The sequence below is a fragment of the Litorivivens sp. genome (assembly GCF_057445395.1).
The window spans coordinates 1-18,457 of sequence record NZ_JBVBUV010000075.1 but is presented as its reverse complement, the minus strand read 5'-3'; the positions used below and the strand labels follow the sequence as shown (position 1 = coordinate 18,457).

General features: G+C 56.4%; 18 protein-coding genes. 15 read left to right on the top strand and 3 right to left on the bottom strand.

Annotation, left to right across the window (positions count from 1 at the left end; genetic code table 11):
• The first annotated feature begins 55 nt into the window (after positions 1–55).
• From AC222A_RS16170 to AC222A_RS16160, 3 genes are read left to right on the top strand one after another with little or no spacing between them, the layout of a single operon-like run.
• Positions 56–1,375 (top strand): glycosyltransferase family 4 protein, encoded by a 1,320-nt coding sequence (locus AC222A_RS16170; RefSeq protein ID WP_486775256.1) that lies wholly within the window; start codon positions 56–58, stop codon positions 1,373–1,375.
• Positions 1,362–2,090: a class I SAM-dependent methyltransferase gene (locus tag AC222A_RS16165; RefSeq protein WP_486775255.1), complete on the top strand. Its 729-nt coding sequence runs from the start codon at positions 1,362–1,364 to the stop codon at positions 2,088–2,090. The genes AC222A_RS16170 and AC222A_RS16165 overlap by 14 nt, the downstream gene beginning before the upstream one ends.
• Complete coding sequence (locus AC222A_RS16160; protein WP_372750287.1) at positions 2,090–3,172, top strand: prenyltransferase; 1,083 nt, start codon at positions 2,090–2,092, stop codon at positions 3,170–3,172. Before AC222A_RS16165 ends, AC222A_RS16160 begins: the two co-directional genes overlap by 1 nt.
• 16 nt (positions 3,173–3,188) lie before the next feature.
• Here the strand turns inward: AC222A_RS16160 and AC222A_RS16155 are convergent, their stop codons facing one another.
• On the bottom strand, positions 3,189–4,904 hold the full coding sequence (locus AC222A_RS16155) for an alpha/beta hydrolase (protein WP_486775254.1): 1,716 nt from the start codon (positions 4,902–4,904) through the stop codon (positions 3,189–3,191).
• A 102-nt stretch (positions 4,905–5,006) separates the two neighbouring features.
• Entirely contained in the window at positions 5,007–5,618 is a 612-nt protein-coding gene (locus tag AC222A_RS16150) for a class I SAM-dependent methyltransferase (protein ID WP_372750501.1), read from the bottom strand.
• A gap of 121 nt (positions 5,619–5,739) precedes the next feature.
• Between AC222A_RS16150 and hldE the strand changes: the two genes are divergently transcribed.
• The 11 genes from hldE (at position 5,740) to AC222A_RS16095 (ending at position 15,013) form a co-directional block, all read left to right on the top strand.
• Positions 5,740–7,176 (top strand): bifunctional D-glycero-beta-D-manno-heptose-7-phosphate kinase/D-glycero-beta-D-manno-heptose 1-phosphate adenylyltransferase HldE, encoded by a 1,437-nt coding sequence (gene hldE / locus AC222A_RS16145; protein ID WP_372764148.1) that lies wholly within the window; start codon positions 5,740–5,742, stop codon positions 7,174–7,176.
• A gap of 51 nt (positions 7,177–7,227) precedes the next feature.
• Complete coding sequence (locus tag AC222A_RS16140) at positions 7,228–7,845, top strand: class I SAM-dependent methyltransferase (RefSeq protein WP_486775253.1); 618 nt, start codon at positions 7,228–7,230, stop codon at positions 7,843–7,845.
• On the top strand, positions 7,842–8,582 hold the full coding sequence (locus AC222A_RS16135) for a glutathione S-transferase N-terminal domain-containing protein (protein ID WP_372797732.1): 741 nt from the start codon (positions 7,842–7,844) through the stop codon (positions 8,580–8,582). The genes AC222A_RS16140 and AC222A_RS16135 overlap by 4 nt, the downstream gene beginning before the upstream one ends.
• A 6-nt stretch (positions 8,583–8,588) precedes the next feature.
• The gene (locus AC222A_RS16130; RefSeq protein ID WP_372748743.1) at positions 8,589–8,996 is read left to right on the top strand and encodes a gamma-glutamylcyclotransferase family protein; all 408 of its coding nucleotides are present in this window, start codon (positions 8,589–8,591) and stop codon (positions 8,994–8,996) included.
• Positions 8,997–9,067: 71 nt separating this feature from the next.
• The gene (locus AC222A_RS16125) at positions 9,068–9,658 is read left to right on the top strand and encodes a GNAT family N-acetyltransferase (protein ID WP_372748742.1); all 591 of its coding nucleotides are present in this window, start codon (positions 9,068–9,070) and stop codon (positions 9,656–9,658) included.
• Positions 9,659–9,666: 8 nt separating this feature from the next.
• Positions 9,667–9,954, top strand: coding sequence for a hypothetical protein (locus AC222A_RS16120; RefSeq protein WP_372748741.1), 288 nt, complete (start codon positions 9,667–9,669; stop codon positions 9,952–9,954).
• Positions 9,955–10,003: 49 nt separating this feature from the next.
• Positions 10,004–10,606 (top strand): RNA polymerase sigma factor, encoded by a 603-nt coding sequence (locus AC222A_RS16115; RefSeq protein WP_372748740.1) that lies wholly within the window; start codon positions 10,004–10,006, stop codon positions 10,604–10,606.
• The gene (locus AC222A_RS16110; RefSeq protein WP_372780792.1) at positions 10,600–10,833 is read left to right on the top strand and encodes an anti-sigma factor family protein; all 234 of its coding nucleotides are present in this window, start codon (positions 10,600–10,602) and stop codon (positions 10,831–10,833) included. Before AC222A_RS16115 ends, AC222A_RS16110 begins: the two co-directional genes overlap by 7 nt.
• A 44-nt stretch (positions 10,834–10,877) precedes the next feature.
• Complete coding sequence (locus tag AC222A_RS16105; RefSeq protein WP_372748738.1) at positions 10,878–11,918, top strand: methyltransferase domain-containing protein; 1,041 nt, start codon at positions 10,878–10,880, stop codon at positions 11,916–11,918.
• Positions 11,918–12,832, top strand: a complete 915-nt coding sequence (locus tag AC222A_RS16100; protein WP_372748737.1) for a radical SAM protein — start codon at positions 11,918–11,920, stop codon at positions 12,830–12,832. Before AC222A_RS16105 ends, AC222A_RS16100 begins: the two co-directional genes overlap by 1 nt.
• A 36-nt stretch (positions 12,833–12,868) precedes the next feature.
• Positions 12,869–15,013, top strand: a complete 2,145-nt coding sequence (locus AC222A_RS16095) for an FAD-dependent oxidoreductase (RefSeq protein WP_372748736.1) — start codon at positions 12,869–12,871, stop codon at positions 15,011–15,013.
• Between the two features lie 205 nt (positions 15,014–15,218).
• Here the strand turns inward: AC222A_RS16095 and AC222A_RS16090 are convergent, their stop codons facing one another.
• Complete coding sequence (locus AC222A_RS16090) at positions 15,219–16,604, bottom strand: alkaline phosphatase PhoX (RefSeq protein WP_372764001.1); 1,386 nt, start codon at positions 16,602–16,604, stop codon at positions 15,219–15,221.
• A 259-nt stretch (positions 16,605–16,863) separates the two neighbouring features.
• Here AC222A_RS16090 and AC222A_RS16085 point away from each other — a divergent pair, with 259 nt between their 5' ends.
• The gene (locus tag AC222A_RS16085; RefSeq protein ID WP_372759563.1) at positions 16,864–18,213 is read left to right on the top strand and encodes an alanine/glycine:cation symporter family protein; all 1,350 of its coding nucleotides are present in this window, start codon (positions 16,864–16,866) and stop codon (positions 18,211–18,213) included.
• Positions 18,214–18,457 lie beyond the last annotated feature (244 nt).

The window sequence follows — 18,457 nt, the reverse complement described above, 5'->3', positions numbered from 1 at the left end:
TCGGAAAGCCGTTACTGGCTGACGGGGTCATTGTGAAAAAAGCCAGTATCGGAATATGCGTTCAGAGCAGCTCGCCAAATCACAGCCGCAGGCGCGGCAACAGGTCGCTGATATTGTCCCTATCAGCGAGGGGCTTCACAGCCATTCGTTGAAAATCTGCCTATTGGGCTACCGTAGCCATCCGTATGGCGGTGGGCAGGGGATTTATATCCGCTATCTCAGCAAGGCCCTGGTTGAGGCCGGTCATCAAGTTGATGTCATTTCAGGTCAGCCCTACCCGCATCTCGATGAGGGGGTACGCCTGATTAAAATGCCCGGGCTCAACCTCTTTGAGAACGGGCTAGGCTCGTTGCGACCGCATCATCTGCGGTCAATGACCAACATCATCGAGTGGACCAGCAAGCTCACCGGTGGTTTTGCCGAGCCGCACTGTTTTGGGCGGCGGGTGTTGAAATACCTGCGAAAGCATGGCCGCCACTACGATATAATTCATGATAATCAAAGCCTTAGCTGGTCCATGCTGAAGCTTCAGCGCGAAGGCTTCCCGCTGGTCACCACCATACATCACCCCATTACCAGCGACCTCGACATCGCGCTTGCCGCAGCGCGCAGCGCTTGGCAGCGGCTGTTGATTCGTCGCTGGCACTCGTTTATCACCATGCAGCGCAGCGTTGCGCCGAAATTGCAAAATGTGGTGACAGTGTCACAACGCTCGAAGGTGGATATCGCCGATGCTTTTGGGATGAGCCAGGAAAGCATCAACCTGGTGCATTGTGGGATTGATACCGACGTATTCCGTCCGATGCCCGAGGTGACCAAAAAGCCCTTCAGGTTGATGGCGACGGTTTCAGCAGATGCACCGCTCAAGGGTGCCCATTATCTTATTAGTGCGCTGGCCGATTTGGCACAACATTACCCGCAGGTCGAGTTGCTGTTGGTAGGCAAACCCAAGCCAGGTGGTTCTACCGAGCGGCTGATAGAGCGATTGGGAGTTCAGCAGCGCATTCGGTGTGTGACGGGGATTAGCACGGAAGATCTGGTGCGTTACTACAACGAGGCCGAAGTGGTTGTGGTGCCCTCGGTTTATGAAGGCTTCGGCTTGCCGGCTGGTGAAGCGATGGCTTGCGGCACTGCTGTTGTGTCTACCAATGGCGGCGCCTTGCCCGAGGTGGTGGGTGATGTCTGTATGCAAGTGCCGGTCAAAGATGCTCAGGCCATCGTGCAGGCCGTAGCCACTTTGTTCGACAATCCCGATAAGCGCCGTGCGCTGGCTCAGGCCGGGCGTGAGCGCATGGAAAACATCTTCTGCTGGCGCAAAGCTGCGCTGGAAATGACAGACTACTACTGGAAGGTCATCGATCGTGCAAACCGTTGACTTCAAGCACTTTCTACTTGCCTCTGGCGACAAAGTGCTGGATTTGGGTTGTGGTGAAGGTCGCCACGTTATCTCTGCTTTTGTTGAGGCCGATGTCACCGCTGTTGGGGTGGATTTGTGTCTCAATGACCTGAAAACGGCGCAAACAAAATTTTCCGATTTTGCCGAACCTGACAATACCGCTAAGGGCTTTGGGCTGGCGAATGCAAACGCTCTGCAGCTTCCCTTTGCGGACAATACCTTCGACAAAATCATCTGCTCGGAAGTGCTAGAGCATATTCCCGATTATCGGGCTGTGCTGAAAGAGATTGAGCGCGTGCTTAAGCCTGGTGGGCTGTTTTGTGCCAGTGTGCCGCGTGCCTGGCCTGAGCGAATATGCTGGGCTCTCAGCGATGCGTATTACAAGGTCGAGGGCGGTCACGTGCGCATCTTCGATGCGGCCAAACTGCGCGGGCAGATTCAGGCGTTGGGCTTGCAGTTTTACCACCGTCACTGGGCGCACGCGTTGCATGCGCCTTTCTGGTGGCTGAAGTGTCTGTTTTGGGAAAAGCAGGATCAGAACTTTCTGGTGAAGCAGTATCACCGCCTGTTGGTCTGGGATCTGCTGGAGCGTCCGCGTTTTACTCGCACGTTGGAATCACTGCTTAATCCGGTTGTTGGCAAAAGTGTGGTTATGTACTTTCGCAAACCGGTTGGCGCAGAGGGGGCCGCATAATGAGTGGTGTGTTTCTCAGCAAGGGGCTATTTCCCAAAGAGTTTTTTAAGTCGACCGTTGCGTTTATCAAAATGGTACAGCGTGACGATGGCCTGATTCCCTGGTTTGAAGGTGGTCACGCCGATCCCTGGGATCATACCGAAGCGGCAATGGGGCTCAGTATTGGCGGGGAGTATGACGCGGCAGAAAAAGCGTATGACTGGCTCGCCGAAAATCAACTGGCTGACGGTAGCTGGTGGGCCGCCTACAAAAACGGTGAGGTGGACAATCGCGAGCGCCGCGAAACCAATTTCGTGGCCTATGTGGCAACCGGGGTATGGCACCACTATCTGATTACTCGGCGCGAGCATTTCTTGCGTCGGCTGTGGCCCACTGTCGATCGAGCTATTCGCTTTGTGCTTTCCCAGCAGTCACCCCATGGTGAAATCAACTGGGCTGTGGATACCCACGGTGAGCCGATGTGCGACGCACTGATTACCGGTTGTAGCTCCATTTATAAAAGCCTGGAATGCGCCCACAATATCGCCGTGACCTTGGGCGAAGAACGCAGCGATTGGCTGGTGGCGAGAGAACAGTTGGGCGAAGCCCTGCGGAATAAGCCGGAGCGCTTCGATCGCACTTGGGAAAGTAAGTCGCGTTATTCAATGGACTGGTTTTATCCGGTACTTTCCGGGGCCTTCCCCAAGGCGCGAGCCAAAGAGCATTTGCAAAAACGCTGGCACGAATTTGTCGAGACTGACATGGGTTGTCGCTGTGTTTCTGACGAGCCATGGGTAACCGTAGCGGAATCTTGTGAACTGGTAATGGCACTACTGGCAGCGGGTGATCACGCGCGCGCGGTAACGGTCTACAGCTGGCTGCATCAGTGGCGCCTGAAAAGCGGCGAATACTGGACTGGCTACCAGTTTGTGGAAGATCTGATGTGGCCCGATGAGAAGCCCACCTGGACCGCCGGCGCCATTTTGTTGGCGGCAGATGCGTTGACCGAATACACCGCCGCGCACCATCTTTTTAACCGCGTTACCTTACTGGAAGTCGAGACGGACGAGGCGTTAGACATCGAACGCCGTCAAAAAGTGTAACTCTTGGGCAAGCCTGTTAACGCGTAATGATGTCCGTCATTGTGGCAATGGGTAAATCAACTCTGCCCAGTAAAGTTGCTACATTGTTTTGCCAATTGGTGCCGGTGCTACTGCTGCCGATGGGGTGATTCTCGTAGAGATCATGCTTTCCGTACAGCAGTACGCCAACTTTATCACCCGCTTCCAGTTTCTCAGCAACAGCCACCAGGTCGATGGGTGCAGGGGTGCCGTTGGCGCGTTCGTCCGTGGACAGTATGGGCTGTATTTGGTCGTCCACAAGAAACACAGTGCCCTCGCGTTCTATCCCGATGCCGATAAAAACGGCAGCAGCGTTCAGCCCAGAGGTCGGTGTCGGATCTAAATTACCGGGGCCAGCTTGTACTAGAAGTTGTGCCACTGGCGTTCCCAGCAATACCTGATTTGATCGCGTAACGGTTACGCCACTGATAAAGAGTGCTTCGCCCGTGGCGCTGGCCACGTTATTGTGCGCGCTGCCCAGCACCGTGGTCAGGGGTGGAATGGAAACGCTGAATTCACCAGTGGCCGGAGTGAGCGATTCAACCTGGACCGACTGGCGGTTGTCCAGCGCAGCGCAGATGCGCGGTATCGGCACACCATTGCGGCGGTAGAGCTTTTCATCAAACCACCGCCGGAGAACAGTAATAGCGTCGAGCTTGCCGCAATAGGCTTGACCAATCGGCCCCTGGGAGCCTGAGCCTGAGCGCACGCCACCGTGGCCACTTTCGTGGGCAAGCAGTCGCACATCACCGCCACCGGTACCGAGCTGGTTGAACAATTGGATACCTTCATTCAGCGGGAACAGTGTGTCGCGTATGCCTTGCAGAATCAGGGCGTCGACCTTGGGCATGGAAAACCCGGGGTCAGCGAAATAGGAGGCCAGACTGTTGTCAAAAAACAGCGATTCGGTGACTGGTGCGTCGGCGAGTTCGCGATTGAAGCTGACGCGTACTTGGGTGCAGGCAGCTTCCATTTCCACTGACAGCTCTGCGCCGTCTTCGTCGACAATTTTGTTGCAGATCGCGATGAGCCACGCCTTTTTCAACACAGTGTTCGGTGCAAAACTGTCGCGCAGGTTGTACCAGGTGATTGAGGGAACAATGGCGTCGATGCGGGGGTCTTCTGCCGCCAACATTACCTGAAAGGCGCCGCCGTAGCTGCTACCCAGCAAGCCCACGCGAGGGTCACCAGCAGCATCTTCTATCAGGTTCAGGTTGGTCGCGGCCCAGTCGACCACCGCTTTGGCATCTTCGATTTCAAAGTCCGGCGACATCCCGTGACTGCCGCCGTCAGAGCCCTCGTCGCCATCGTCACCGCCGCGCCCGAAACCGCGCTGGTCATAGGAGATCACTGCATAGCCTGCTTCGCGCAGCGCCACCAGCTGGCTATCAATCTGGCTGACGTAGTCCAGTGTCGAGGCCGCGGTGGCTGGCTTCAGATTCTGAAATTCTGTGGACGAGATCCGGCTGCCACCCCAGCCGTGGCTGTGAATGATCACCGGGTACCGTAAACCGCGCCGATGCTCTTTGGGCAGATAAAGTGTCGCCGTAAGTGTGGTTGTCAGGCTTGCCGTGCCATCGTTGGGTGCGCTGGACACAATGGTAATTTCGCGAATCAGCTCTTCGGGGATCTCATCACGATCCCCGTCGCTATCGCAGCCCTGAAGCAATCCAAGCAGGATGAGTCCGAGCAGCCGTGGAATCGATGTGGTCATGGATACACATTTCGTCATGATCAGCGGTGAGGTACTAAGTATAGAAGTCGGTTAGGTAAGGTTGATCAGATTCAGCAATATTACCGCCTGGTTTGTCTGCGTCTAGCAGCGGCGCAACACCGCCAGTGAGGAGGTGCGCTCCAGCGGTTCAAACAGGCCGGAGGCAATCGCCAGACGATAAATGCCAATGGGCGCCTGCCCGCCTTCCTCCGGTTTGTCGAAGAGGTCATGAATGGCGAGAAGGCCGCCTCGCAGAATATGCCCCGCCCAGCAGCGGTAGTCGGTCAGTGCTGCTTCCAGACTATGCCCGCCGTCGATAAAAACCATTGAGAGCGGTGTGTTCCAGCAACGTGAAGCTACCTCGGAACCGGCAACCAAGGGGACTACTGTGTCATTCAATCCCGCGCGGCTGATATTGCGTCGGAACTCCCGAAAACTGTCAAATTGCTGCTCAGCGGCGTCAAATAGCTCAGGATCGTGGAAGAACTCGCCCTTTTGATGTTCTTCGGAACCGCGATGATGATCTACCGCATAAACGATACTGCCCTGTTGTTGGCAGGCTGCGCCTAATACCACAGTTGACTTGCCGCAGTAGCTGCCAATCTCTAATACGGGGCCTTTCCCAGACTCTTCCAATGCCCGGCGATAGAGCGTTTCGGCTTCGTCGTCACCGAGAAAACCTTTAATCGCCGAAATATCGAGGGGGAGATCCATGTTGTCAGCTCACTAGCATTGCGTAAGGCGGGCACAGTAAACAATTTCTGCACGCCCGGCAACGGCGATTCCGGTCAGCGCTATGCTATGATTTGGCCCCATTGTATTAAGGATGGTCTGCATGAAATTACATATGCCGCGTTTTGATCAGTCCCGCGTTCTGGTGGTGGGTGATCTGATGCTGGACAGATACTGGCATGGCAATACCTCCCGGGTGTCACCGGAGGCGCCGGTACCGGTGGTCGATGTTAAACAGATTGAAGATCGCCCTGGCGGTGCCGGTAACGTCGCCCTCAATATATCGGCCCTGGGCAGCGCCTCGGTGATTGCGGGCTTGGTCGGACGGGACGAAGCCGGTCAGGTGCTGCAGCAACGACTGGAGGCAGCCAACATCCTGTGCCGCCTGCAGGTTGCTGAAGCCCACCCAACCATCACCAAACTGCGAGTGATTTCCCGCCACCAGCAGCTGTTGCGGCTGGATTTTGAAGACCCCTTCGTGCCCGAAGATTCGGCGGCGCTCGCACAACGGGCACTTCAGGAATTGGAAGCGGCGAAAGCGCTGGTTATTTCCGATTACGCAAAAGGTGCCCTGCAGGATCCACAGGTCCTCATTCAGGCGGCGCGCAAGCGCGGCATCCCAGTGCTGGTTGACCCTAAGGGGACAGATTTTCGCAAATACCGTGGCGCCACGCTGCTGACGCCCAATCTGCATGAGTTCGAGGCCATTGTCGGTCGGACCACCAGCGAACAGGATCTGGTAGAAAAAGCCGAGTCGATGATTCATGAATTGGAGCTGCAGGCCTTGCTGGTCACTCGCGGCGAGCATGGTATGAGCCTGATTCGGCCTGGCGAGCCGGAGTTTCACCTGCCAGCGCGGGCGATGGAAGTGTTCGATGTGACCGGCGCGGGTGACACGGTGATCTCGGTGCTGGCGGCGGCGCTTGGGGCGGGGGACGACCTGCCGAATGCGGTGGCCCTGGCCAATCTGGCGGCCGGCATCGTGGTAGGTAAACTGGGCACAGCAGCGATCAGTGCGCCTGAATTACGTCGCGCGGTGCAACGCGAGCAGGGCAGTGAGCGTGGTGCAGTGACGGTAGAACAGCTGCAGTTAGCTCTGGAAGATGCCCGCGCCCACGGCGAAAAAGTGGTATTTACCAATGGTTGTTTCGATATTATCCACGCCGGTCATGTGGGCTATCTCGAGCAGGCCCGGCAACTGGGCAACCGGCTGGTAGTCGCCGTTAACAGCGATGCGTCAGTAAGCAAGCTCAAAGGTCCGGGGCGCCCGATTAACCCCCAAGACAGGCGCATGGCTGTGCTGGCTGGCCTGGAGGCCGTTGATTGGGTAGTGTGTTTTGATGATGATACACCCGAAGATTTGTTGCAGGTGCTCAAGCCCGATGTGCTCGTGAAAGGCGGCGATTACGACAAGCGCGGCGTTGTCGGCTGGGAAATCGTTGAATCCTACGGTGGTCAGGTAAAAGTGTTATCGTTTTTTGATGACTGCTCGACCACAGCCATTGTTGAAAAGGTATTAGAAAAGAACCGGCCAAAATAATGATCGCCCGCGTAGAAGCCGGTTGCTAGCAGGGCGCGCTTCGGAGGCACTATGTCATTCTATGAGCAGCACATTCTGCCGCATGTGATCGATCTGGCGTGCGGCGACAAGGTGATTATGGACGAGCGCAGCAGCCTGCTTGGCGCTGCTGAAGGTCGAGTGCTGGAAGTCGGCATGGGCAGCGGCTTGAATCTGCGTTACTACAACCCGGACAAGGTGGATTTTGTCTGGGGCTTGGAGCCTTCCGAGGGTATGCGCAAAAAAGCCCGCAAAAACCTGGCTCGCTCCCCGGTACAGGTGGAATGGCTCGGTTTGCCCGGGGAGGAGATCCCGCTTGACAACCACAGTGCGGATACGGTGGTGTTGACCTTTACCTTGTGTACCATCCCTGGCTGGGAGGCGGCGCTCAAACAAATGCACCGGGTGCTCAAACCCGGCGGCAGGTTGTTGTTCTGTGAGCATGGGGCGGCCCCCGATGCATCAGTGGCGCGCTGGCAAGATCGCATCAACCCGGTGTGGAAGAAAGTTGCTGGAGGCTGCCATCTCAATCGTCGTATTCCAGAACTGTTGGCCCAAGGTGGCTTTACTATCGGCGATCTGCAGATGGATTACCTGCCGAAAACGCCGCGTATCGCGGGTTTTCGCTATAAGGGATACGCCACGCCGTGATCGACCTGTATTTTGCCCCCACCCCCAATGGCTGGAAAATCACCATCATGCTGGAGGAGTGCGGTTTGCCCTATCGGGTCATTCCGTTGAACATTGCCGCCGGGGAGCAATTCGAAGAGAGCTTCCTCCGCCTGAATCCGAATGCGCGAATGCCTGTCATTGTTGATCACGACGCTGACGGAGGGCCGCTGAGTGTGTTTGAATCCGGCGCCATTCTGATGTATCTGGCGGAAAAAAGCGGACAGTTCATGCCTCGCGATCAGCGGGGTTTTTACGATGTTGCCCAATGGCTGTTCTGGCAGATGGCAAATCTCGGCCCAATGGGCGGCCAGGCCAGCCACTTTGTGAATTACCAGGATACCGAAGAAAACCAGTACGCCAAGGCGCGCTACCTCAATGAGTATGATCGCCTTTTGGGCGTGATGAACTATGCATTGAAATCACGGCCCTACCTGGCTGGAGAATACTCCATCGCGGATATGGCGAGCTTCCCATGGGTGTTGCCGTACAAGCGCTATGGTTTTGACCTCAATAATTTTCCCGATCTCAAGCGCTGGTACGATGAACTGAAGCAGCGGCCAGCTCTGCGTCGAGGGGTGGATATTGGCAAGGATTTGCGGCCTGCGCCTGGCACCCTGGACGAGTCCGCCCGGAAAATGTTGTTCGGGCAGGATTCCCAGCGTTATCGGGCCGAGGGCGAGCCGGGTCAACGCGACAGCGGGCGGACTAACGACTGATCTCCTATGGCGAATTTATTCTGTTACGGTACGCTGATGTATACGCCCCTGCTGGAGGCGCTGGTTGGTCGCGAGTGCACGGTAGAGCCGGCAACACTGCCAGACTTTGCCTGCTACGGGGTAAAGGCCGCCGCATACCCGGCTGTTATCGAACAAGCTGGAGCACAGGTTCGCGGTGTGCTGGTTCGGGATATTCCGCCAGGCGGTTGGCAGGCACTGGATCGCTACGAAGGGGAATACTATCGCCGCGAGCCGGTGCAGGTGACGCTCGACGATGGCCGCGAGCTTGAAGCCAATACCTACGTCATGCGACCGCGCTATCGCAGCCGCCTGAGCCGCCGCAGTTGGCAGTACGGTCTGGATGCAAAGCGCTATGCCAAGGCCCAGTGCTTAATGCTCAAAGCGGAGACCTAGCCGCGCAGCGTGAACCGAACAGTGCTTTTGTTACGTATCTATCACATCATAAAAACAGGACCCTATGCGTAATGACTAACGGCCTTCAGACAATCAGTCCGGGCGAGCATCGCTTGGCTGGCGATATAATTGCCGCCGGATTTTCGGATGACCCCGTTAACTGTTGGACATTTCGCAACCCGGCAGCTTTGCGGCCTGTATACACCGAGATGGCGCGAGCGCTTTACCTTCGTGTGGGTTTCGGCCACCGTTGCGCCGACAAGGCGGCTAGTCTGTGGCTGCCGCCGGGGGTGCACAAGCATTTCGGCTTGCGCTCAACCCTGACCATGGCGCGCCATATCCTTGGCAAGGGTGGTGTTCGTGCGGCGCGCAACGCACTGCTCATCGATCAGGCGATGGAACGCAAGCATCCTACCTCAGATCACTACTACCTATTTGCCATAGCCGCGCGACCGGAACATCAGGGCAAAGGCTACGGCGGCGCGCTAATGGCTAAGGCACTGGAGCGTATTGATGCGCAGCAACAGCCGGCTTATCTGGAAAATTCGAAACCGGAAAACACCAGCTTTTATCGTCGCTTCGGCTTTGACATTGTAGAAGAGCTGCGGGTTGCCGACGACGCACCACCGCTGTTACTGATGTGGCGGCCAGCGCAGTCGTGAGCGCAGGTATGGCGGCAAAGCGTGGCCCTTGTTGCCTGTGTGGACGGGAAACGCACCTTAGCTTCCATCACTTAATTCCCCGCAAATTGCACCGGCGAACGTTTTTTCAAAAGCAGTACAGTCGTGAGCAACTCAATGAAGGCATTATGGTCTGTCGCCAATGCCACAATGGCATTCACCGGTTCTATGACGAAATGACCCTAGCCAAGCAGTTTGACTCACTTGATGCACTACGCCGCGATCCGGCCCTGCAGCGACACTTCGACTGGGTGGCACGTCAGAAAGTACGGATTTAATGATGCGCTGCGTGGTCACAACTACACGAGATCACAACGGGATTGGCTCATGGCAATTGATGACAGCATAGATCTGGCGGCTCTGCGGCGCCGTGAGGAAAGAGCATTTGCTGCGCTGGTCGGCCTGCATCACCGTGCGTTGCTGGCAACGGCGACGGCCATTGTCGGTTCCAATGATGCCGAAGAAGTAGTGCAGAACACGTGGATTAAAGCCTACTCGGCGCTACCGAAATTTGAGGGCCGCGCCGCGCTGCGAACCTGGCTGACGCGTATTGCCATCAATGAAGGTCGTATGTTGCTGCGCGGTCAGCGCCGGGAGATGTCACTGGACAGTGGCGACGACGGGCAACCTTTAGCGGATCGGTTTCGAGACAATGGGCATTGGAGTAAGCCGCCGGTAACGTGGCATGATGAGTCTCCTGACGGATTGCTTATGCAGCGCGAGCTAGAAGCCTGTCTTCGGCGCCTGCTGGCAGCCATGCCATCGCGGCAGCGGGCCATGCTGGAATTGCGCGACGCGGGCGGCCTCGAATTTGAGGAAATCTGTAACGAACTGGCCATTTCTGCATCCAATGCTAGAGTACTGCTGCATCGGGCTCGCACCCAGCTGTACAAACTTGTGGACCATTACCAGGAAACGGGCGAATGCTGAAATGCCGTGAAATCGTGGAGCATGCTGATGCCTTGCTGGCGACAGAGTTGTCGCCAGGGCGGCGTATGGCTGTGCGCGTACACCTGTTAATGTGCCGGCACTGTCGACGTTATGTCAGACAATTGCAGGATCTATTGCGCGCTGTTCCACAGATGCATGGCCGCGCAAGTGATGCAGAGGTGGCTAAGGTCGTTCGCGCGGTGCGCGAGCACGACAAGGACGCCTGACAACTACTCGTTATCTTTTTCAAACGCCATGACACAAGGCCAGTATGCAAAACGAAGTTAAAGATTATTACGGCAAACAACTGCAAACCAGCAGTGACCTGCAAACCGATGCCTGTTGCGATGTTGCACCACCGGAATGGCTCAAACCGATACTGGCCAAGCTGCATCCGGAGGTGGTGAGTCGTTACTACGGCTGTGGTCTGGTGGCGCCCACTGCGCTGCGTGGTATGCGTATATTGGATCTAGGCAGTGGCAGTGGTCGTGATGTCTATGCGCTGTCAGCGCTCGTAGGCGAGTCGGGCCATGTGGTTGGTGTGGATATGACGCCAGAACAGTTGGCGGTAGCTCGTGCGCACCAGGATTATCACCGCGATCAATTTGGTTACGCGCAATCCAATGTGACCTTTCTGGAGGGTTACATCGAGAAGCTGGATGAACTGGGTTTGGCTGATAACAGTTTTGATATCGTTATCTCAAACTGTGTCATCAATCTGTCGCCGGATAAAGATGCCGTGCTGCGCGAAGTCTATCGGGTGCTGAAACCCGGAGGTGAGTTCTACTTTTCTGACGTTTACTGCGATCGCCGGCTGGCGGACGCACTGCGCACTGACCCGGTGCTCTATGGCGAATGCCTTGGCGGCGCCCTGTACTGGAATGATTTTCTCAGTCTTGCCAAGCGCAGTGGTTTTGCAGATCCGCGACTGGTTGAGGATCGCCCGCTGGGTATTAACAATCCGGATATTTCACAGAAGCTGGCGCCAGCGCAGTTTTTTTCGGCGACCTACCGTCTGTTTAAAATTGATGGCCTGGAACCCGCCTGCGAAGACTACGGGCAAGCGGTAATTTACCGTGGCGGTGTTGATGGTAGCGAGCAGGTCTTTGTACTGGATGGTCACCACAAGATTGAAAAAGGCCGGGTGTTTCCGGTATGCGGCAATACCTGGCGCATGCTGGCGGAGTCGCGTTTCGCTCCGTACTTCGAATTTATTGGCAACTTTGATGTGCACTACGGTATTTTTCCTGACTGTGGTGATCTGATGCCCTTTGCGAACACTGGCGATGACGAGTTCGGAGCCTGCTGCTGATGGTATTGATCGCCCGTTCCGACAGCTGGCTCCATACATCCTCCGGCGAGCCCCGCGGCTATATTGAAACGCCGCGTTTGCGCGAACTCTGGTTTCACACCGGCACGGCCTGCAACCTGCGCTGCCCCTTTTGCCTGGAGGGCTCTAAACCCGGCGATGACCGTCTGCAGCTGATGACGCTGGCGGATGTGCAGCCCTATATTGACGAAGCTGTAGCGCTGGGCGTGGAGAATTTTTCGTTTACTGGCGGTGAGCCCTTTGTGGCACGCGATTTTCACAATATTCTGGATTACGCGCTGGGGCATAGACCCTGTCTGGTGCTCACCAATGGCACCCGGCCACTGTTGCAGCGTCTTAGCCAACTGGAGCCATTGGTCAATGCCGCGCACCCTTTGCGATTTCGAATCAGTATTGATTACCCGGATGCCGCGCGTCATGAGGCGGGTCGTGGCGCAGGCACCTATGCGGAATCCTTTGACGCGCTGAAGCAACTGCACACCATGGGTTTTGAAGTGTCGGTGGCTCGGCAGTGGCAGTCGGGCGAAGACACGGCAGCGGTCGAGCAGGCCTATCGGGATGAATTGCATCGTGTCGGCCTACCGTCAGACCTGCGCCTGATTTCATTTCCTGATTTTCTCCCCCCCGGCGCCACCGCCGACGTGCCAGAGATTTCCGAAAACTGTATGACCGAGCACCATACCAGCGAAAGTCGCGCGCAGTTTATGTGTGCATTTAGCCGCATGGTGGTCAAACACAGTGGTAGAACTGGTGTTTATGCCTGTACGCTGGTGGATGACGACCCGCACTACAACCTTGGCGCTACGCTCAAGGAGAGTCTGGACACCCGGGTCATGCTGCGCCACCACCGCTGTTTCAGCTGCTTCAGTCACGGTGCTTCTTGCAGCGAAATCTAACCCGCACTACGACGCACAACGGAGGCTGACCAAACAATGGCGAAAAAAGCCCTGATACTACTGCTGCTCGTGTTGAGCGTTGGCGGGCTGTTATTTTTTGATCTCGGTCGCTGGCTGAGCCTGGACTACCTGCAAAGTCAGTTGGGCGATATTCGCGCTTATGTGGATGCAGAGCCATTACTTGCTGGCGTGCTTTTCTTTCTGGCCTATGTAGTGATCACGGCTTTATCGCTGCCCGGTGCTGCGATTATGACCTTGGCGGCGGGTGCTATATTCGGATTAGTAAAAGGCGTTTTTCTGGCATCGTTTGCGGCCAGTGTCGGGGCAACCCTGGCGTTTTTTGTGGCGCGCTACCTGCTCCACGACTGGGTACAACAGCGCTTTGCCGAGAGGATGAAAGCCATCAATCGCGGGGTGGAACGCGACGGCGCACTGTATCTTTTTTCACTGCGCCTGGTGCCAATATTCCCTTTCTTTATCATCAACCTGTTGATGGCTTTGACACCCATTCGCACCTGGACATTTTATTGGGTAAGCCAGTTGGGTATGTTGGCGGGTACGATTGTGTACGTGAATGCGGGAACGCAACTCGCGCGCATCGAGTCTCCAGCGGGCCTGTTGTCGCCGCAGCTTATACTGGCCTTTACCCTGTTGGCATTGTTGCCGTGGGTCGGCCGTGCCATCGTCAATCGGATGCAGGCAGTGCGGGTGTATCGTGGCTGGCGTAAACCGAAGAAATTTGATCGCAACCTGATTGTTATTGGGGCAGGCTCTGCCGGCTTGGTCAGCGCGTATATCGCAGCCACGGTCAAAGCCAGCGTAACCCTGATAGAACGCGACAAGATGGGCGGGGACTGTCTGAATACCGGTTGTGTGCCCTCCAAAGCGCTTATTAAAAGTGCGCAGGTACATCACCTCGCCGGCCATGCCCCGGACTACGGCCTCAAGCCGCTGTCGCCGCAAACCGATTTTGCGGGGGTGATGGGGCGAATCCAGTCGGTCATTGAGAAAATCGAACCTCATGATTCCATCGAGCGTTACAGTGAGCTGGGTGTGGATTGCCGGCAGGGTGAGGCAACCCTGATTTCCCCGTGGGCGGTTGAAATCCGCAATCCGCAGGGAGATGTGGAAACGCTCACCGCTAAAAATATTATTCTCGCAGCGGGTGCGCGCCCCTTGGTGCCGCCATTTCCGGGGCTAGACGAAGTGGGCTACCTCACGTCGGATTCGCTGTGGTCCTTGCAAGACTTGCCGGGTAGGTTGCTTGTGTTAGGTGGTGGCCCCATTGGCTGTGAGCTGGCGCAGGCGTTTGCGCGACTTGGATCTAGCGTTAGTCAGGTTGAGATGCTGCCCCGCGTACTGCCCAGAGAAGATGACGACGTGGCTCAAGCGGCAGCAAGTGGTCTGCGTGACAGCGGGGTGAATCTGTTAACAGGTCACAAAGCTGAGCGCTTTGCGCTGGAAGGCAAGGACAAGGTGTTGTACGTCACAACGGGTGATCAGCAAGTGCGCTTGGTGTTTGATGAAGTGCTGATTGCGATCGGCCGACAGGCGAATACGGAAGGTTTTGGGCTCGAGCAGCTTGGTTTTGAAAAACGCGAAAACGGCACCGTCGCGGTTAACGACTTTATGCAAACCCGGTACCCGAATATCTACGCCTGCGGCGATATTACCGGCCCCTATCAGTTTACCCACGTCGCGGCTCACCAGGCCTGGTATGCGGCGGTCAATGCTCTGTTTGGTCGTTTTAAAAAGTTTCGGGTAGATTATTCGGTTATCCCTTGGGCAACCTTTATTAGTCCGGAGATAGCGCGGGTTGGATTGAATGAGCAGGATGCGAGGGCCGAAGATATTGAGTTTGAGGTTACCCGCTATGGTATTGACGATCTTGATCGAGCCATCGCCGACGGTAATGCCAGTGGCTTTGTGAAAGTGCTCACCCCGCCGGGCTCAGACCGTATTCTGGGCGTGACCATAGTCGGCGCCAATGCCAGTGATCTAATAGCCGAATATGTTCTGGCCATGAAACATCGTATTGGTCTTAAAAAGATTCTGGGGACTATTCATATCTACCCGACCATGGCTGAGGCTAACAAGTATGCTGCCGGTGAGTGGGGTAAAGCACACGCACCGCAGAAACTGCTGCAGTGGGTAGCGCGATTTCATCGCTGGCAACTCTAGCGCTGACGGTACAGGAACTGAGCGGCATGGCTCCGTCGTTTCTATCGTTGGAGAGCTTTTGTGCGCCTGATAGCGAAGTCAAGCTCCGGTATCAGGCTCAATCCCGATAGCAGGCTAAGCCTGATTATCGCGCTGCGGGGGTTATTACCCGCAGCGAGTTGCTGTATACCCCAGCTTTCGGCTCCGCACCGCCGCGGATAAACGCTTAGAGCAAAAGTGCGTCCGGCAGTCTTAACTCGTAGGTTTCGCCGGTACCGTTGCGGCGCTGTGAGCTGAAGTACAGGCGTGACCCGTCTGGGGAAAAGGCCGGTCCGGTAATTTCCGACCCGGGGTGAAAGACTTCCACCAGCGGGCGCGCCTGCTGGTTGGGCAACACCACCATGATGCGTGAGCTGGGTGCCTGCGGTGGGTCTTCCGCCACAATCACGTCGCCCCAGGGACTGACCGTCAAGTTATCGACATCGCCGAAATCCGGTTCGATCTGACTGTTGTCAAAGATCAGTTCCAGTAGGTCGTTTTCTATATCCAGCGCCCACACCCGATTGTCACCTTTGGTGGTGAAGAAAATCACGCCGCGCGTCGCTGTATGGCCTCCGGCAGGAATATCGCCCGCAGCTAGTTCGTAATACCACAGCCCTTCACCGCCGTCGAAGACGGTACCGGGCGGATTAGCCCCGGCGCTTTCGATCTCGCTGCGCACATCGGGTTGTGCCTTATCTGGCTGAATCACATCGCGCCAACTTACCGGACGTAGCTGCTTCAATGCGCTGTCGTCGGTTTCGTAGCCACCGTCTTCGAGCCCTGCAATATTGAGCACTTGCAGAGTACCGTTTTCCATTGCCAGGCGACCGTCGGGTTGAATATCACTGGGGTCTGCGAACCACCGATAAAAGCGGCCATCGCCGGTATCCTCAGTCAGGTAAATCACATTGTGGATGGGGTCTACCGCAATGGCTTCATGGGGAAACAGGCCCAGCGATGGTTTGGCGATACCTTCGCTTTCGTTATAAGGATCGCATTCGAAGCAGAGTCCGTCCCTCACTTCCTCGCAGGAAACCCAGGTATTCCATGGCGTTTTTCCGCCAGCGCAGTTCTGCCGGGTGCCGGTGAGAATTGGGTACGCGGCTTCGGTTTCGCCGGCGGCGTTAAAGCTGATAGCGCCGCAACCGCCCAGTGGCAATTGCGGAACTTCGGCATTGGATGTGTAAATCCAGCCGCCTTCGGGTCGGGTGTAACAGGCGCCGCCATCCGGGAAACTGTGCCAGCGATAGCTGCTCATGGGCGCACTGGCTGCAGGCGTTTGCACCGGCAGCTGGGAGGTGGCAATGGCGCGAATAGCAAAACCCGCCGGTACTGCAATCTGGGTAAAGGGATCGGGCGAGCCTAGGTCACTGATTCCGGCAAGTCGCCCCAGCGGGATATTCAGCTCCGGTGCGCCACTGCTGGCGCCGCTGGTTGGTGTTGCTCCGGTGTTGGAGCTACTCGATGAGCTGGAGCTATTACAGGCGGCGAGTACGGGGGCTAGACCGGAAGCGGCAGCAGCGTAAAAAGCTTTGCGCAGTAGCGCGCGGCGTGAGTAGTCGGGAACCATCGCATATCTCCGCGAATACATTGGTGAATTTGCGCGTATTGTCTTAGGAAACGATGTCAGAATTGTTACAGGATGGCGTCAATCGAATGCAGGCGGCGTAGGAGATAGCGTTGCTGTGTGCTTTGCCGGGAAAGCGCAAGGGCATGCTGCAGTTCCATGACAATTGCCTGCACTGTTCGCAAAGTGAATGTATACAATGGGTGATAGGGCTTCATCAGGTTTTGCCCGATGTTATGCATTCACGTAAGCTTTGCGCCCCATGAATGATTTACAGCGTTTTTTAAGCGATTTGGCCAGCTTTTTATGGGGGCCGCCGCTGGTGACCTTGCTGGCCGGTGGTGGAATTTTCTTTTTGCTCTATTCCCGGCTGTTGCCCTATCGCTATTTACCGCAAAGCATAAAGTTGCTGGCTCGTCGCGCTGACGATAATGAACCCGGTCAGCTTTCCCATTTCCAGGCCTTGAGTACCGCGCTGTCGGGAACTCTGGGTATGGGAAATGTGGCGGGAGTGGCTATTGCGATAGCGATGGGTGGCCCAGGTGCCATTTTCTGGATGTGGATGAGCGCGTTGCTGGGTATTGCTACCAAATTTTATACCTGTTCGCTGGCGGTGATGTTTCGCGGAAAAGACAGTCTGGGTGAATGGCAGGGCGGCCCCATGTACGTGGTACGTGAAGGCCTTGGCCCGCGTTGGCGGCCGCTGGCCTATTTCTTTGCTCTGGCAGGCCTGTTTGGCACGATGCCTGTATTTCAGGTCAATCAGTTGGTTCAGGTACTGCGCGACACGATTGCGGTTCCCGCGGGCTTGCCCAGCGAGGCCTATTTTCTGTTTGAGCTGACGTTGGGGCTGCTGTTGGCGTTGGTGGTTATCGTGGTTGCGCTGGGTCAGCTGCCGCGACTTGCCCGCGTCACGGCGGTAATGGTGCCGCTGATGGTGGCGGGCTATCTCTTGCTGACTTTTGCGGTGTTGATAATGCATCTTGAGGCGGTGCCCGCGGCCTTTCGCTTAATTATCAGTGATGCATTCAGCGGCGAAGCGGCTGCCGGTGGTGTGCTGGGCGCGGTGATCATTACTGGCTTTCGGCGCGCTGCCTTTTCTAACGAGGCCGGTATTGGTACCGAAGCGATGGCACACGGTGCGGCCAGAACCGCAGAGCCTGTGCGCGAGGGCCTGGTTGCCATGCTGGGCCCGGTGATCGACACGCTCATAGTCTGCACCTGCACAGCGCTGGTAATCTTGATCAGTGGGGTATGGCAAAGCGCTGATGTCAATGGTGTAACAATGACGGCTCAGGCATTTAACCTGCTGTTTCCGGTTGGCGGGGCGTGGCTGCTGGCTATTTTGGTGGCGGTGCTGAGTATGAGCACGGTCTTTACGTTCTGGTACTACGGCAGCAAGTGTCTGGGCTTTCTGATTGGCGCTGAGTATCAAAAGCACTATGTGTGGTTGTATGCAGTGTTAGTCGTGTTGGGAGCCGTGGCGTCGCTTAAGGTAATCGTTAGCGTGGTGGATTCCATGTACGCGCTGATGGCGATTCCCACCATGATATCTGCCCTGCTGCTGGCGCCCAAAGTAAACCAGGCGGCGCGGCAGTATTTCACTGCGTAGTTGGCTCGTTCGGCGCAAGCCCGGCGCCTACCCGATGATGCTGTCTGGTAGCGCCGGTTTTGCGGGTTCTTCAATCGGCTACGGCTACCAGCGAAAGCTAACTTTGGTAAACAATTCCCGTCCTGGATTCTGGCTGGGATTGTAGGTGCCGGGGAACATGGCGGTATCAATGACCTGATTGAGTTCACGCTCATCGGTCAGGTTCTTGCCGCCGATACTGATGGCCCAACCATCGTCGAGACTC

What these genes read in the sequence shown, in the direction of transcription:
- AC222A_RS16150 (WP_372750501.1), bottom strand. Translation starts at nt 5,618, where the DNA reads ATGGATCTCCCCCTCGATATTTCGGCGATTAAAGGTTTTCTCGGTGAC.
- AC222A_RS16110 (WP_372780792.1), top strand. Translation starts at nt 10,600, where the DNA reads ATGCTGAAATGCCGTGAAATCGTGGAGCATGCTGATGCCTTGCTGGCG.
- AC222A_RS16085 (WP_372759563.1), top strand. Translation starts at nt 16,864, where the DNA reads ATGAATGATTTACAGCGTTTTTTAAGCGATTTGGCCAGCTTTTTATGG.
- AC222A_RS16105 (WP_372748738.1), top strand. Translation starts at nt 10,878, where the DNA reads ATGCAAAACGAAGTTAAAGATTATTACGGCAAACAACTGCAAACCAGC.
- AC222A_RS16155 (WP_486775254.1), bottom strand. Translation starts at nt 4,904, where the DNA reads ATGACCACATCGATTCCACGGCTGCTCGGACTCATCCTGCTTGGATTG.
- AC222A_RS16140 (WP_486775253.1), top strand. Translation starts at nt 7,228, where the DNA reads ATGTCATTCTATGAGCAGCACATTCTGCCGCATGTGATCGATCTGGCG.
- AC222A_RS16120 (WP_372748741.1), top strand. Translation starts at nt 9,667, where the DNA reads ATGGCGGCAAAGCGTGGCCCTTGTTGCCTGTGTGGACGGGAAACGCAC.
- AC222A_RS16130 (WP_372748743.1), top strand. Translation starts at nt 8,589, where the DNA reads ATGGCGAATTTATTCTGTTACGGTACGCTGATGTATACGCCCCTGCTG.
- AC222A_RS16170 (WP_486775256.1), top strand. Translation starts at nt 56, where the DNA reads ATGCGTTCAGAGCAGCTCGCCAAATCACAGCCGCAGGCGCGGCAACAG.
- AC222A_RS16095 (WP_372748736.1), top strand. Translation starts at nt 12,869, where the DNA reads ATGGCGAAAAAAGCCCTGATACTACTGCTGCTCGTGTTGAGCGTTGGC.
- AC222A_RS16090 (WP_372764001.1), bottom strand. Translation starts at nt 16,604, where the DNA reads ATGGTTCCCGACTACTCACGCCGCGCGCTACTGCGCAAAGCTTTTTAC.
- AC222A_RS16125 (WP_372748742.1), top strand. Translation starts at nt 9,068, where the DNA reads ATGACTAACGGCCTTCAGACAATCAGTCCGGGCGAGCATCGCTTGGCT.
- AC222A_RS16160 (WP_372750287.1), top strand. Translation starts at nt 2,090, where the DNA reads ATGAGTGGTGTGTTTCTCAGCAAGGGGCTATTTCCCAAAGAGTTTTTT.
- hldE (WP_372764148.1), top strand. Translation starts at nt 5,740, where the DNA reads ATGAAATTACATATGCCGCGTTTTGATCAGTCCCGCGTTCTGGTGGTG.
- AC222A_RS16115 (WP_372748740.1), top strand. Translation starts at nt 10,004, where the DNA reads ATGGCAATTGATGACAGCATAGATCTGGCGGCTCTGCGGCGCCGTGAG.
- AC222A_RS16100 (WP_372748737.1), top strand. Translation starts at nt 11,918, where the DNA reads ATGGTATTGATCGCCCGTTCCGACAGCTGGCTCCATACATCCTCCGGC.